This is a genomic window from Achromobacter sp. ACM05, from assembly GCF_019218915.1.
GTDB classification, from domain to species: domain Bacteria; phylum Pseudomonadota; class Gammaproteobacteria; order Burkholderiales; family Burkholderiaceae_B; genus Achromobacter; species Achromobacter animicus.
The window spans coordinates 377,157-391,597 of sequence record NZ_JAHUWQ010000003.1; the positions used below are offsets into that span (position 1 = coordinate 377,157).

Here is a 14,441-nt window from a genome sequence, read left to right on the forward strand (position 1 = left end):
TGCTGCGGGCCAGATTTATGCGCTGTCGCGAATCACGATGCGAAAGCCGATTTCCACCACCGATTGCGCGGGACGCTGGCCGTTCGCGCGCAGGCCGATCATCTCGGCCGCCTGCGCGCCGATGGCGGCCCCATCCACGTGCACGGACGTGATGGCCGGCGACATCGACGCGGCGATCTCCATGTCGCCAAAGCCCATCACGGCCAGTTGCCGCGGCACCTCCAGCCCCTGCGCCGCGGCCTCGGTCAGGACGCCAGCGGCCATCATGTCCGAACTGCAGAACACCGCGTCGATGCCCTGGCCAGAACGCTGCAGGGCGCGCAGGCCTTCGCGGCCTTGCGCGTGCGTCGTCGGCGCGGGCATGTAGTGCACCAGCGGTTCGGGCAGGCCCGAATCGACGGCGGCGCGGACCAGGCTTTCGGCGCGCAGCCGGGCGCGGTGGTCGTCGCCGCTAAGCACTGCCTGCCGCGTCTTGCCGGCGTCGCGCAGATAGTGGCTGACCGCGGCCCCGATCGCGTCATGCGACAGGCTGAGCAGCATATCGATGGGCGCGTCCGTCGCGTCCCACGTTTCGACGATGGGGATGCCGGATGCCTTGAGGAGCTGCCGGCCTTGCGGCGAATGCATCACGCCCGTCAGCACGATGCCGTCGGGGCGGCGCCCGATGATGGCGCGCAGCAGGGCGTCCTCGCGCGGTGAGTCGTAGCCGCTTTGGCCCACCATGAGCTGGAAGCCCTTGGCCTCGAGCGACCGCGTCAACGCCGTGAGCATGCCGCCGAAAAGCGAGCCTGTGATCGAGGGCACCAGCACCATGACCAGGTTGCTGCGTGACAGGCGCAGGCTGCCGGCCATCAGGTTGGGCACGTAGCCCAGCGCCTGGATCGCGGCATTGACCTTGTCGAGCGTGGCCGGGGAAACATGCTGCGGCGTATTGATGGCGCGCGACACGGTGATCATGGACACCCCGGCCGCCTGCGCCACCTCGCGCACGGTGACGTTGGCGCGCTCCGGGGAGCGGGAAGGCGAATCGGCGGACGGCATTCGGGACGGGCGCATCGTAAAGGGAACAGGAACGGACGTGAAACTGGGGTCAAGCCTACCTGCAGACGCCGGTCTTGCGGGCCGGAGGCGGTTAGGGTTTGTCCGGATAGTAGCCGGAGAGGGCGAAGAAATATTCTAAAAAGGCCGCGATGTTAACGTTAACAAAAGAAATGTTAACGTTAACGCCCATAAAAGAACCTATACCGGAGACAGTAATGACGAGCAACGCGCGCAAGTGGATTGTTGGTTTGACCCTGATGGCCGCAGCCGGCGTGGCGCACGCCTGGCCAGACAAGGCCGTCACCGTCGTCGTGCCGTTCCCGCCCGGCGGCGCGACCGATTCGGTGGCGCGCGCGCTGGCCAACAAGCTGGGTGAACAGCTCAAGCAATCCTTCGTCGTGGAAAACAAGGCCGGCGCCACCGGCACGATCGGCGCCTCGCAGGTGGCCCGCGCCGCGCCGGACGGCTACACCCTGATGGTCACGTCGCTGGCGCCGCTGGTGGTGGCGCCGCACCTGATGAAGGGCATCACCTACGATCCGGCCAAGGACTTCACGTACCTGACCGTGGCCGTGCAGACCCCCAACGTGCTCGTGGTCAGCCCGCAGCTCGCCTCCAAGGTCAACAGCGTGCAGGACGTGCTGGCGCTGCTGAAGGAAAAGCCGGGCGCGATCAGCTTCGCGACGTCGGGCGCGGGGTCGTCCGACCACCTGACTGCCGAACTCTTCTGGCAGAAGACCGGCACGAAGGGCCTGCACGTGCCGTACAAGGGCGGCGCACCGGCCATTTCCGATCTGCTGGGCAATCAGGTGGAGATGTCCTTTCAGAACGTGAATGCCGTGCTGCCGCACATCAAGTCCGGTAAGCTCAAGGCCATCGCCGTCACGGGTTCCAAGCGTTCGCCGGTGCTGCCCGACGTGCCCACGTTCGCCGAAGCATCGGTGCCGGGCGTCGACGTCTACGCCTGGCAGGCCGTCGTGGCCCCGAAGAACCTGCCCGCAGACGTGCGCGACAAGCTGTCCGCCGCCCTGACCGCCGCCCTGAAGGATCCGGCGATCAGCAAGCCCTTCACCGACATCGGCCTGGAGGTCGTCGCCAACTCGCCCGAAGCCTTCACGAAATTCCAGCAACAGGAAAGCGCCCGCTGGAAGCAGGTCATCGAGACCGGCGGCATCTCCGTGCAATGACGCAACGCGCCCGGCCGTGGCGGCCGGGCTTTTTCAAGAAGCAATCATGACTCTTCACGCATCCCTAGCCTCCCCGACGCCCACGATCACCGGCATGCGCGTCGTGCCGGTGGCCGGCCAGGACTCCATGCTGCTCAACCTGAGCGGCGCTCACGCCCCTTACTTCACGCGCAACCTGGTCATCCTGACCGACAGCGCGGGCAACACCGGCGTGGGCGAAGTCCCCGGCGGCGAAAAGATCCGCACCACGCTGGAGGACGCACGCGCCCTGATCGCGGGCAGCTCCATCGGCAACTATCAGCACACGCTGAATCAGATGCGCCAGGCCTTCGCTGGGCTGGACAGCGCCGGCCGCGGCGCCCAGACCTTCGACCTGCGCGTGGCGATCCATGCCGTGACGGCGGTGGAATCGGCCTTGCTGGACTTGCTGGGGCAACACCTGGGCGTGCCTGTCGCAGCGCTGCTGGGCGAGGGCGTGCAGCGCACGTCCGTGCAGATGCTGGGCTATCTGTTCTACGTGGGCGACTCAGCACAAACGCCGTTGCCTTACCAGACGGCGCCCGACGCCGAAGGCTGGCTGCGCGTGCGGCACGAAAAGGCGATGACGCCCGAGGCCATCGTCCGGCTGGCCGAGGCGGCCCACGAACGCTACGGCTTCCAGGACTTCAAGCTCAAGGGCGGCGTGCTGCGCGGCGAAGAAGAGGTCGAAGCCATCCGCGCTTTGCACGAGCGCTTTCCCGAGGCGCGCGTCACGCTCGACCCGAACGGCGGCTGGCTGCTCAAGGACGCGGTGCGCCTGTGCCGCGACCTGCATGGCGTGATGGCTTATGCGGAAGACCCGTGCGGCGCCGAAGGCGTGTTTTCCGGCCGCGAGGTCATGGCCGAATTCCGCCGCGCCACCGGCCTGCCCACCGCCACCAACATGGTGGCCACCGACTGGCGCGAGATGGCGCATGCGCTGTCGCTGCAATCGGTCGACATCCCGCTGGCCGACCCGCATTTCTGGACCCTGCAGGGCTCGGTGCGCGTGGCGCAAACCTGCCAGGCGTTCGGCCTGACGTGGGGCTCGCATTCCAACAACCACTTCGACGTGTCGCTGGCGATGTTCACGCATGTGGGCGCCGCCGCGCCGGGCCGCGTCACCGCGATCGACACGCACTGGATCTGGCAGGACGGCCAGCACCTGACCCGCAACCCGCTCCAAATCCGCAACGGTTATGTCGAGCTGCCGCAGACCGGCGGGCTGGGCATCGAGCTGGACATGGACGCGATCGAGCGCGCCCATCAGCTTTATCTGCAGCACGGCCTGGGCGCGCGCGACGACGCTACGGCGATGCAGTATCTGGTGCCTGGGTGGAAGTTCGACAACAAGCGGCCTTGCATGGTGCGCTGATCGGCATCGCGCCGGGCGGTGACGGGGCAGGGCGCGGGGCAGGGAACTACCTTGCCCCCGCACGCTCCAGTGTGTGGGACAGGCAATAGACGTCTGACCACGCCGGGCCACCACCCGTCATCGCGCGCATCTGGGCCGAGTTCAGAATGTCGCCGTCGCAGGCGGTCACCGCGTTGATCGCATAACCATTGACGACGTAGATCCAGTCGGCCGCGCGGTCTTTTCCGCCGCGTATTTTCTGTTCCGTGGTGGCGTTCATTGCCGGCGTGTCCGTCACGATCAGATGCGCGCCGGACAATCCCGGCTGCGCCGCCGCGGCCGCCGCATGCGCCTTCAGATACGCACGCAGCGCTTCCTCCGACCCCGGCAAGGGGGACAGGCGAATCGTCAGAGCATATCTGGCCAAGCCGCCGCCGACGCTCTCGACCACGCGGCATTGGCTGCGGATCATGTTGCGGTGCTGCGGCATGAGCTTCGTGGACCACGGCGTGGGGGCGTTGAGCCGCTGGAGGTAGCCGGGGGAGACCAGCGTTTCGTAGGCCTCCAGCTCGTACAGCACGAAGAATCCTTCCCCGCCCTGGGCGCTGGTCCAGCGCGTGCCGCGCAGAAACCCGGGAACGCCCATGCGCTCCGGGAAGTGCTCATGGGTATGCCAGTCTTCGAACTCCGCGCGCCAAGCCGGCGCAATGTCCCACCACATTGCGATCGCGGCCTTTCCGAGCATGGCCATGATCAGTTCTTGGCCCGCAAAGCGGCAAGTTCCGCGGTGACCTGCTGCATGACGTCGGGTCCGATTTCGCCCGCGAACTTGTCCACCACCGGTTTGACTGCGCCGCGCAGGCGCTCGACCGCTTCAGGCGTCAAGGTGTTGACCTGCATGACCTTGCGCAGATCGTCGATGGCCACCGCTTCCTTGGCCTGCGAGATCCGCCGTTCTTCCGCCTTGGCCTCGGCGGCCGCTTCCAGGATGATCTTGCGCTCGGCCTCCGACATGCTGTCCCACGTCTTGCGGCTCATCAGGAATGGCATGCCCGTGTAGATATGGCGCGTCAGCGACAGGTATTTCTGCACTTCGGCAAACTTGGCGGACAGGATCACGCCCACCGGATTGTCCTGGCCGTCGATGGCCTTGGACTCCAGCGCGCCGTAGACCTCTCCGAACGTCATCGGCACCGGGTTGGCGCCCAGCGTCTTGAACATGTCGATGTAGACGGGGGCGGCGATGACGCGCATCTTCAGGCCTTGCAGGTCCTGCGCCTGCGCGATCGGGCGCTTGCTGTTGGTCATGTTGCGAAAGCCCAGGTCCCAGATGCCCAGGCCGATCAGGCCGTGATCGGACAGGCCATTCAAGAGGCGCTGGGCAACGGGTCCGTCCGAAACCGCGTACGCCTCGCGTGCGTCGTTGAACAGGAACGGCAGGTCAAAGACCATGAATCGCTTGTCGATGCCGGCCAGAAGGCCCGTCGCCATCGAGGTGAAGTCCAGCGTGCCGCCGCGAACCGCCGACAGGTTCTGCGGGTCCCCACCCAACACCGCATTGGCGTAGATCGACACCTTCATCTTGCCGCCGCTTTTCTCGGCGACCAGATCGGCAAATTTCTGCGCGCCCTGGCCCAGGGGATGGTCCGCAGCCAGGCTGAACGCGAATTTCATCGTGCGCGCCTTGATCTCTTGTGCGGCGGCGGTTCCCGCCACGGCAAGGCAGGTCAGGATGGTCGCTGCGGCATTCACGGCGATGCGCAAGCACGTCTTCTTTGAATTCATCACAAGCACCTTCTTCGGTTGTCGTTGGCAAAGGTCCGGTTGATGCGGTTACGGCGGCGGGCCATCGTGTGAATACCCGGCTGCGAGCATAGGGCATAATTTTGAATCCGGTTCAAAATTTGATCGAATTCAAAAATTGAACGATTCCATGGATGCCACCCGGAGAGCGCGATGAGCGGGGCAATCGAAAAAACACTGGCGTTGCTTGAATACCTGGCTGCCCATCCCGACGGCGCGAATCTCGCCGACATTGCGGACGACCTGAATCAACTGCGCAGCGGATGTCACCGGACCCTGCACGAACTCATGAAGTTCGGCTACGTCCGGCAGACGTCGGTGCGGGGCGAATACGCATTGACGACCAAGCTGGCGTCGATGGGTTTGAGTTTCCTGAGCCGGTCCGGCGTGATCGACATCGCGCAGCCGGTCATCGACCGTTTTGCCGCTGCAACCGGTGAACTCGTGCGCCTGGCCATCGTCGACGGCAAACGCCTGACGCTGGTGGCCAAGGCGCAAGGCGCAAAATCCGGGCTGCTGTACGACCCGGACATGGGCATCGACCTGCGCCTGTCGTGCAGCGCGGCCGGCCACGCGTGGTTGATGACGTTGCCTGAAGACCAGGCCATTGCCTACGTCACCGAACAGGGGCTGGGAAAACCGCGGGATTTCGGGCCGAATGCCCCCACGTCGATCCGCACGTTGCTCGCCAGCCTGGACGCGCATCGGCGGCGCGGCTACAGCATTCTGCAGGACGTCTACGCGGCCGGCATGAGCGCGATGGCGGCTCCCATCCGCCGTCCCGGGCATCAAAGCACCGGCATCCTGGTGGTGGCTGGTCCGTCGCAACGCTTGACCGTTAAAGCCATGGAGAAATTCGGGCCGGCGCTGCTGCGCGCGGCAAGCGAGCTGGCGCAGGCCGGAGACGCCTCGCCGTTGCTGCGCTCCGCGCGCGTGGGCACCTGGGGAAACGGCCCCGCGCAGGGTGAAGAGCCGGCGGCGGATTAATCCGCGGACGCCTCGTCTCCGGAATTGCGGCCCTGCATCGGGAAGCGCGTCCGGAACATCGGCGATGCCAGGCTGGCCAGCGCCAGTTCCTGCGCAGCCGCCAGCAGGTCGGGACCCAGCGCTTCCATCCGCGCTTCGGTCAGGCGCATCGCCGGACCGGCAATGCTCAGTACGCCAATGGCCGCCTCGCCCTTGCGCTGCACGGGCGCTGCCATCGCGGTCATCCCCGGCGCGAACACTTCGTTGATCATGGCGTAGCCGCGCTTGCGTCCGGCCTGAAGCATCTTCGTCAGCGCAGCGATGGTGGTGGGGGCATTGGGACCGTATTCCTCCGGCGAACCGAAACCCTGGCGCGAGACCAGGTCCAGCGCGCGTTCGTCGGTCATCGTCAGCATCCACGCGTGGCCCGAGGCGCTGCACGACAGCCTGGCTTCTGAGCCCATCTCCGGGTCGTAGCGCAGGCCGTGACGCGCGCCCTGCGCCTTCGCAACCCAGGTCAGCCGCTCTTCGTTGTCCACGATGGCCAGCCGCACGAGTTCGCCGGAGATGTCCGCCAGCCGATCCACCAGCGGCTGGGCGATGTCGACGATGCCTGTCGCCGCAAGATAGCTCAACCCGATTGAAGCGACGCGGGCTGTCAGCGCGTAGTCGCCGTGATCCCGGATCTGGCGCACATAGCCGCAGCGGCAAAGGTCTGTCAGCAGACGGTGCGCGGCGCTCTGCGGAATCTCCAGTTGCTGGGCAAGTGAAGCGAGGGGGACGCCTTCGGGTCTGGAGGACAGGTACTCCATGACGGCGAGCGCGCGTTCGAGGACTCCGGCCATGTCATCTCAACAAGTAATGGGGTGATGGATGATAACCCTAGGTGGAAAACTATTCCACTCGGAATTACATTCCACTACCGAGTCTTGCCAGACATCGAAAAAATTCCAAATAACACCGGAGACAACGATGAAGACCAGCCTTTTCCGCATTGCATTGACGGCGGCCCTGTGCGCCAGCGCCATGACGGCCTCCGCGCAGGACATCCAGGAACGCACGATACGCTTTGGCCATCTGAACAACACGGATCACCCCGTCAGCGCGGGGGTGCAGAAGTTTACGGAACTGGTGGCGGCCAAGAGCGGCGGAAAGCTGAAGGTGAAGGAGTTTCCCGCCTCGCAGCTCGGCAATGAAATGCAGCAGCAGTCCGGGCTGCAGGGTGGCGTGCAGGAGATGTCCGCGCCGGCTTCCACGTCGCTGGCGGGCATCGTCAAAGAGTTCGGGCTGATCGATCTGCCGTTTTCCGTGACCGACTTCGGCCAGGCGGACGCGCTGCTGGACGGCCCGCTGGGGCAGGCGCTGATAGCCAAGCTGCCCGAAAAAGGCCTGGTCGCGCTGGGCTTCTGGGATCTGGGCTTTCGCAACGTCACGAACTCCAAGCATGCCATCGGCAAGCCGGAGGATCTGGCGGGCCTGAAGATCCGCGTGATTCCCAACCCTGTCTTCCTCGATACGTTCAAGGCGTTCAAGGCCAATCCCGTGCCGATGCCCTTTGCAGAGCTGTATGGGGCGCTGGAGTCGCGGGCGGTCGACGGCCAGGAAAATCCCTATTCGGTGATCCTGTCCAACAAGTTCTACGAAGTGCAGAAGTACGTCAGCGCGACCAACCACGTGTATGCCGCGAATATCGTGCTGGTCAGCAAGAAGTTCTGGGACAAGCTGTCGCCCGCCGAGCAGAAGATCCTGCAAGAGGCAGCTACTGAAGCGCGCGGGTACCAGCGCCAAGTCAGCCGGGCCGCCGCGCAGAAGGCCGTGACGGAATTGCAGGCCAAGGGCATCCAGTTCAACACAATCGAACCGGGCGAAAAGGCGCGCATGCAGCAGGTCGTCAAGCCGGTGATCGAGCACTTCACCAGCAGCTACGACCCCGCGATCGTCAAGCTCTACAACGACGAACTCGCCCGCATCCGCAAGTAACCCGCACCGGCATCCCCATCATGAAGATCCTTGTCCTGCACGGCCCCAACCTCAACCTTTTCGGCCGCCGCGAGCCGCACATCTACGGAACCACGACGCTTGCGGAGATCAATGACCGCCTGGCGGCGCTGGCCGCGGAACTGGGCGTCCAGTTGTCGACGCTGCAATCGAACCATGAGGGCGCGTTGATTGACTTTCTGCACGAGAACATCGACTCCGCCCAGGGCGCCTTGGTGAACCCTGCCGGGCTGACCCAGCACGGCGTGCCGCTGCACGATGCCATCAAGGCCATGCCGTTTCCCACGCTGGAGGTGCACATGTCGAACATCGCCGCCCGTGAGACCTGGCGCGCGCATTCAATCATTTCGCCGGCGGTGCGCGGCACGGTGCAAGGGTTGGGCCCCCAGTCCTACCTGACGGCGTTGCGTGGCCTGGTCGGGCTTTTGCAGGACGCCAAGGCATGAGCCCGGCGCCCGCGCATCCGACGCCGCAAGGAGGCTGGCCATGGTCGTCATAGACAGATTCATCGGCGCGGTCTGCCGTGTGCTGGAGTTCGCCATCGCCTTGCTGCTGGCGGCGATGGTGGTGCTGGTCTTCGGCAATGTCGTGGCGCGTTACGGCTTTAACTCCGGCATCACGCTGTCGGAAGAGCTGTCGCGCTGGATGTTTATCTGGCTGACGTTTCTAGGGGCGGTCATCGCCCTGAAGGAGCGCGGCCACCTGGGCATGGACATGGTCGTGGCCAAGCTGCCCACGGCGGGCAAGAAGATCTGCCTCGTCGCGGGACAGGTCCTGATGCTTTACATCGTGAGCCTCATGTTCAAGGGAAGCTGGGATCAGGCGGTGATCAATGCGGACGTCAGCGCGCCCGTGAGCGGCCTGCCGATGGCCATTGTCTACGTGGCCGGATTGGTGTTCTCGGTGATGGCGGGCCTGATCATCGCCATGGATCTGTACCGCGTGCTCGCCGGCAAGCTGCAGGACCAGGATCTGATCATGGTCCAGGAATCCGAAGAGGCGGTGCAGCTCAAGCAGATTCTCGAGGATGCCGGCAACGGCGCGCCCGGGAGAAGCGCATGACGATCGCCGTGTTCATCGGATCGCTGCTGGGGGTCATGGCGCTGGGTGTGCCGATCGCCTTTGCGCTGCTGGCCAGCGGCGTGGCGCTCATGTGGCATCTGGACATCTTCGACGCGCAGATCCTCGCGCAGAACGTCATTGGCGGGGCGGACAGCTTCCCGCTGCTGGCGGTGCCGTTCTTCATGCTGGCCGGCGAAATCATGAACGTGGGCGGGCTGTCGCGCCGAATCGTCGATCTTGCGCTGGCGCTGGTCGGGCACGTGAAGGGCGGGCTTGGCTACGTCACGATCATGGCGGGCTGCCTGCTGTCGGCGCTGTCTGGATCGGCTGTGGCGGACGCCGCCGCGTTGACGGCGCTGCTTCTGCCGATGATGGTCAGCGCCGGCCACAAGAAGCAGACCGCGGGCGGTCTGATTGCCGCGACCGGTGTGATCGGTCCAGTCATTCCGCCCAGCATCGGCCTGGTCATCTTCGGCGTGGCGGCCAATGTGTCCATTTCCAAACTGTTCATGGCGGCGATCGCGCCCGGCCTGATGATCGGCGGGGCGTTGTGGCTGACGTGGGCGTTTCTGGTCCGGCGCGAAAAGATCGTGCCTCCGCCGCGCAAGTCTCCGCAGGAAATTGCCACTGCGTTCCGCAAGGCGATCTGGGCGCTCATGCTGCCGGTGATTATCCTGGTTGGGCTGCGGATGGGCGTCTTCACGCCGACCGAAGCCGCGGTCGTCGCTGCGACCTACGCGCTGCTGGTGTCGACGCTGGTGTACCGCGAACTCAAGCTCAATCAGCTCTACGCAGTGTTCGTGTCGGCAGCCAAGACCAGCGCCATCGTCATGTTCCTGATTGCCGCCGCCATGGTCAGCGCGTGGCTGATCACCGTGGCCGATCTGCCGTCCAAGGTCGTGGACATGTTGCAGCCTTTCATGGGCAACAAGATCCTGCTGATGGCCGCGATCATGGTGCTGGTGATGGTGGTGGGCACGGCCATGGACATGACGCCGACCATCCTGATCCTGACGCCCGTGCTGATGCCGGTGGTGCGCGCGGCGGGCATCGATCCGGTGTATTTCGGCGTGCTGTTCATCATCAACAACTCGATCGGGCTGGTCACGCCGCCCGTGGGCACCGTGCTCAATGTGGTGGCCGGCGTGGGGAAAATGAAGATGGACGACGTGACGCGCGGCGTCCTGCCGTTCATGGCCGCCGAGTTTCTCGTCATGTTCCTGATGGTGGCCTTTCCGGCCCTGGTGATCATTCCCGCGCGGTGGTTTGGCGGGTAGGCGCCAACGCACCTCCCGCGCCGCTCGCCGGCGCAACCTGAAGCTCGATTCATTGGAGATTTTTCGCGATGTCCGATCTTGCTCAATACCGGCGCCCCTTCTGGGACACCCAGCCGGGCTACCGTTTCGATCCGTATGGATCCACGCGTTTGCGCTCGCCGAACGAACCGCTGATCGTCGTGCCGCAGACGCTTTCGGAGGTCACGGGGCCGATGTTTGGTGCGGCGTTCGTCAAACAGGGCGATAACGACCTGACCCGCGTCTCCACCGCGGAGGCGATCGGCGAGCGCATCATCGTGTCCGGCCGGGTGCTGGACGAGAACGGCCGGCCGGTGCCGGACGCGCTGATCGAGATCTGGCAGGCCAATGCCGCGGGCCGCTATCTGCACAAACGCGATCAGCACGATGCGCCGCTGGATCCGAACTTCAGCGGCGAAGGGCGAACCGTCACGGACGCGCAGGGGCGCTACCAGTTCAAGACGATCCGGCCGGGGGCGTATCCGTGGGGCAACCATTACAACGGATGGCGTCCGCAGCACATTCACTTTTCGCTGTTTGGCCGAGCCTATGCCACGCGTCTGGTCACCCAGATGTACTTCCCCGGCGACCCGCTGCTGGAGTTCGATCCCATCTTCCAGTGCGTGCCAGACGCCAAGGCGCGCAACCGGCTGATCGCTGCGCTGGATTGGGAGACCACCGTGCCCGAGTACGCGCTGGGCTATCGCTTCGACATCGTCCTGCGCGGCCGCAACGCCACCCCCATGGAGTAACGCATGCTCTATCCCACCAGTTCACAGACTGTCGGTCCCTATCTGCACATCGGGCTGTCCGGGTTGAACCGTGACGATCTGACGGCAGGGTGCGGCGACCTGGGCGCGGCGCCCGTCGTCATCGAAGGACGCGTAATCGATGGCGAGGGCAATCCTGTGCCGGACGGCATGGTCGAGATATGGCAGGCCGATGCGCGCGGTGTGTACGGGCATCCGGACGACCCCCGGCATGACGAGGGCGGCGCGGGCTTCGGCGGCTTTGGCCGGGTGGCGACGCAGCCTGACGGCGGCTTTCGTTTCACCACGATCAAGCCGGGCTGTGTGCCCGGCCCGGAAGGACAGATGCAGGCGCCGCATCTGGTGGTGTCCGTCTTCATGCGCGGCCTGCTCAAGCATCTGTCGACGCGGATGTACTTTCCGGATGAGCCCGGCGCCAACGAGCAGGACTGGATCCTGGCCAAAGTGCCCGCACACCGGCGCGGCACGCTAGTGGCAACAGCGGCGGAGGCGGGCGTTTTGCGCTGGAACATCGTCCTGCAGGGTTCGGAAGAAACCGTGTTCTTCGACATCTGAGCCGGTGTGCGACAAGGTCTACACGATGAGCAACCTTTCCGGGCTGACCGAATCCATCTATTCGGATGACGCGATCCTGTCGCTGTTTTCGGGCGCGGCGACCCTCGGCCAGATGCTTGCCGTGGAGGCGGCCCTGGCGCGCGCGCAGGCGCAATGCGGCGTCATTCCTCAAAGCGCCGCAACCGCCATCAATGAGGTCTGCCGGCGTGGCGAAATCCGCGACGTACTGGACGTGGACGGCATTGCCAGGGCTGCGGTGGCGGCGGGCAACATCGCCATCCCCTTCGTCAAGCAACTGACCGCGGCCGTCGCGCGCGTGGATGCCGAAGCCGCCCGCTACGTGCATTGGGGCGCGACCAGCCAGGACATTCTGGACACCGCGCTTGTCCTGCAGTTGCTTCAGGTGGCGGCCAGGCTGGACGCGGGGCTGGAGCGCGCCTCGCTGGCGTGTGCGCGGCTGACCCGCGCGCATCGGGACACCATCATGGTCGGACGCACGTGGCTGCAGCATGCGCTGCCCACGACATTCGGCGCCAAGACGGCAGGCTGGTTGGAGGCGCTGGAACGTAGCCGGCTGCGCGTGCGGCAGGACACGTCACAGATGGCGCTGCTGCAATTCGGCGGCGCCGCGGGCACGCTGGCCAGCCTGGGACCGTCGGCAAACGAGGTGGTGCAGGCGCTGGCCGCCGAGCTGGGCCTGGGCGCGGCTGCGATGCCATGGCATACGCACCGCGACCGGCTTGCCAGCCTGGCCGCGTCGCTGGGAGTGCTGACCGGCACGATGGGCAAGATTGCGCGGGACCTGTCGCTGATGGCGCAATCCGAGATCGGCGAAGTGAGCGAGCCATCGGGCCCGGGGCGAGGCGGATCGAGCACCATGCCGCACAAGCGCAATCCCGTGGGCTGCGCGGCCATCCTGACCGCCGCGATCCGCGTGCCGCCGCTGGTGTCGACGATGCTGGCGGGAATGATCCAGGAACATGAACGCGCGCTGGGCGGCTGGCAGGCCGAATGGGATGTGCTGCCCCAGCTTGCCGCGCTGACCGGTGGGGCGTTGCGCCATTTGGGCAGCGTGCTGGATGGGCTGCAGGTGTATCCGGACCGCATGGCAAAGAATCTTGCGCTGACCGATGGCCTCATTCTGGGCGAGGCCTACATGCTGGCGCTGGGCGCCCGGCTGGGCCGTCTGCCCGCCCATGCGCTGGTGGAACGGGCGTCGCGCGATGCTGTTGCGAACGGGCTTTCGCTCAGGGATGCGCTGCGCGAGGCGTTGGAAAGCGATGCCGCGACGCGGGGAATGCTCAGTGACGATGATCTGGATCGTCTTGGCAATCCGGCGAATTATGTGGGCGAGGCGCCGGCGATCTGCGACAGCGTGTTGGCGGCCTGGAAGGCGAGCGGGAGCGGCGCGAAGGCGGCTTGAAGCGCCTTGACGCGCCTGCGCATCGCAGCGGTTCAGAACGCTGAAAACCGCATCGCGCGCGTTGCGTTGTGATTCAGGACTGCCCGCGCAGTCGCGCCAATTCCGCCGATAACTCCGCCACCAGCGCCTGCGCGCGCGCCAGCGGGTCCTGTCCGTTGACCGGCGCCTGCGGTTCGGGCGCGGTTTCATGCAGCCGGGGCTGCACGCTTTCATGGCCCATGCTGACGTCCACGTCGAACACCAGTTGTTCGGCGCGGTGCCAGGTGGTGAACCATTCCAGCGGCTTGCCGTGCTGGTCCATGCCCTGGCCCTGCAGCATCAATAACGGCGTGCCGGCCTGCGTGTCCAGCAGGGCCGCCAGCGCGCTGTCCGCCGCGACCGCGCGGATCTGGTTGCGGCCGGCGCCGGGGCGCAGACCGAACTGCCGCGTCAGCACGCCGTGCAGGGAGGCGTCGGCCAGGTGTTCGGCGCGCAGGCCGGGCACCGCGTCGGCGGGCAGCCACGTGCGCACGTAGGCCAGCGGCGCTTCGGCCACGTGGCGCAGGCGTTCGAGCATCAGGAGGCGGGTGGTGCCGAAGAACTCGGCAACTTCGGCGGGCGGCTCGGCCGGGCCCAGCGCCAGCACGCGCGTGCGCAGCGCAACGCCCGACTGGGCGAACTGTTCGTACAGACCGGTGGACCGCTGCACCAGGCGGCGGTGCTCCTGCGGCGCCGCCACGGTGGCGGGGCGGCCGGTCTCGCGTTGGATGAGGCCTTCGGCGGCAAGTGCTGCGAGGGCCTGGCGCACCACGCTGCGCGCGACGCCGAAGCGGTCGCACAGCGCGGCCTCGCTGGGCAGCACGGCGCCCGCCGCGAGCTTGTTCGTGCGGATGTATCCGCGCAACCGCGACGCCACCTGGGCGTGCAGCGGGATGTCTCCCGCGCGGTCAAGATCGGGCAATGCGTCGTGCGTGGCGGGCGCCATGGGAA

15 protein-coding genes are annotated in these 14,441 nt (G+C 66.0%); 10 read left to right on the top strand and 5 right to left on the bottom strand.

Translation table 11 applies throughout. From position 1 onward, the window contains the following. Positions 1-15: 15 nt before the first annotated feature. On the bottom strand, positions 16-1,041 hold the full coding sequence (locus KW836_RS20260; RefSeq protein ID WP_255596006.1) for a LacI family DNA-binding transcriptional regulator: 1,026 nt from the start codon (positions 1,039-1,041) through the stop codon (positions 16-18). Between the two features lie 215 nt (positions 1,042-1,256). Here KW836_RS20260 and KW836_RS20265 point away from each other — a divergent pair, with 215 nt between their 5' ends. Then, positions 1,257-2,228 carry a tripartite tricarboxylate transporter substrate binding protein gene (locus KW836_RS20265; RefSeq protein ID WP_175126178.1) on the top strand — a complete coding sequence of 324 codons (972 nt, stop codon included), beginning with the start codon at positions 1,257-1,259 and terminating at the stop codon, positions 2,226-2,228. Positions 2,229-2,274: 46 nt separating this feature from the next. Then, complete coding sequence (gene gudD / locus KW836_RS20270) at positions 2,275-3,621, top strand: glucarate dehydratase (protein WP_218344580.1); 1,347 nt, start codon at positions 2,275-2,277, stop codon at positions 3,619-3,621. 46 nt (positions 3,622-3,667) lie between these two features. On the opposite strand, the gene KW836_RS20275 is transcribed toward gudD, so the two are convergent. Together KW836_RS20275 and KW836_RS20280 are read right to left on the bottom strand one after the other, a co-directional pair. Beyond that, positions 3,668-4,351 carry a hypothetical protein gene (locus KW836_RS20275; protein ID WP_175126180.1) on the bottom strand — a complete coding sequence of 228 codons (684 nt, stop codon included), beginning with the start codon at positions 4,349-4,351 and terminating at the stop codon, positions 3,668-3,670. A 2-nt stretch (positions 4,352-4,353) separates the two neighbouring features. Beyond that, complete coding sequence (locus KW836_RS20280; RefSeq protein WP_218344581.1) at positions 4,354-5,385, bottom strand: TRAP transporter substrate-binding protein; 1,032 nt, start codon at positions 5,383-5,385, stop codon at positions 4,354-4,356. Positions 5,386-5,556: 171 nt separating this feature from the next. Here KW836_RS20280 and KW836_RS20285 point away from each other — a divergent pair, with 171 nt between their 5' ends. Then, complete coding sequence (locus tag KW836_RS20285) at positions 5,557-6,390, top strand: IclR family transcriptional regulator (RefSeq protein ID WP_218344582.1); 834 nt, start codon at positions 5,557-5,559, stop codon at positions 6,388-6,390. Here KW836_RS20285 and KW836_RS20290 read toward each other — a convergent pair. Continuing rightward, positions 6,387-7,214, bottom strand: coding sequence for an IclR family transcriptional regulator (locus KW836_RS20290; RefSeq protein WP_175138015.1), 828 nt, complete (start codon positions 7,212-7,214; stop codon positions 6,387-6,389). The genes KW836_RS20285 and KW836_RS20290 overlap by 4 nt on opposite strands. A gap of 127 nt (positions 7,215-7,341) precedes the next feature. On the opposite strand from KW836_RS20290, the gene KW836_RS20295 reads away from it, so the two are divergent. The 7 genes from KW836_RS20295 (at position 7,342) to KW836_RS20325 (ending at position 13,472) form a co-directional block, all read left to right on the top strand. Next, positions 7,342-8,349, top strand: coding sequence for a TRAP transporter substrate-binding protein (locus KW836_RS20295; RefSeq protein ID WP_218344583.1), 1,008 nt, complete (start codon positions 7,342-7,344; stop codon positions 8,347-8,349). Positions 8,350-8,369: 20 nt separating this feature from the next. After that, positions 8,370-8,813, top strand: coding sequence for a type II 3-dehydroquinate dehydratase (locus KW836_RS20300; RefSeq protein WP_056563405.1), 444 nt, complete (start codon positions 8,370-8,372; stop codon positions 8,811-8,813). A 49-nt stretch (positions 8,814-8,862) separates the two neighbouring features. Beyond that, entirely contained in the window at positions 8,863-9,429 is a 567-nt protein-coding gene (locus KW836_RS20305) for a TRAP transporter small permease (RefSeq protein WP_370633061.1), read from the top strand. After that, positions 9,426-10,706, top strand: a complete 1,281-nt coding sequence (locus tag KW836_RS20310) for a TRAP transporter large permease subunit (RefSeq protein ID WP_175138018.1) — start codon at positions 9,426-9,428, stop codon at positions 10,704-10,706. The genes KW836_RS20305 and KW836_RS20310 overlap by 4 nt, the downstream gene beginning before the upstream one ends. Before the next feature lie 68 nt (positions 10,707-10,774). Further along, on the top strand, positions 10,775-11,476 hold the full coding sequence (gene pcaH, locus KW836_RS20315) for a protocatechuate 3,4-dioxygenase subunit beta (protein ID WP_175126187.1): 702 nt from the start codon (positions 10,775-10,777) through the stop codon (positions 11,474-11,476). A 3-nt stretch (positions 11,477-11,479) separates the two neighbouring features. Then, positions 11,480-12,049 carry a protocatechuate 3,4-dioxygenase subunit alpha gene (gene pcaG, locus KW836_RS20320; RefSeq protein WP_218344584.1) on the top strand — a complete coding sequence of 190 codons (570 nt, stop codon included), beginning with the start codon at positions 11,480-11,482 and terminating at the stop codon, positions 12,047-12,049. A gap of 25 nt (positions 12,050-12,074) precedes the next feature. Then, positions 12,075-13,472 (top strand): 3-carboxy-cis,cis-muconate cycloisomerase, encoded by a 1,398-nt coding sequence (locus KW836_RS20325; RefSeq protein WP_218344585.1) that lies wholly within the window; start codon positions 12,075-12,077, stop codon positions 13,470-13,472. 73 nt (positions 13,473-13,545) lie between these two features. On the opposite strand, the gene KW836_RS20330 is transcribed toward KW836_RS20325, so the two are convergent. Continuing rightward, entirely contained in the window at positions 13,546-14,436 is an 891-nt protein-coding gene (locus KW836_RS20330; RefSeq protein ID WP_218344586.1) for a GntR family transcriptional regulator, read from the bottom strand. Positions 14,437-14,441: the final 5 nt, after the last annotated feature.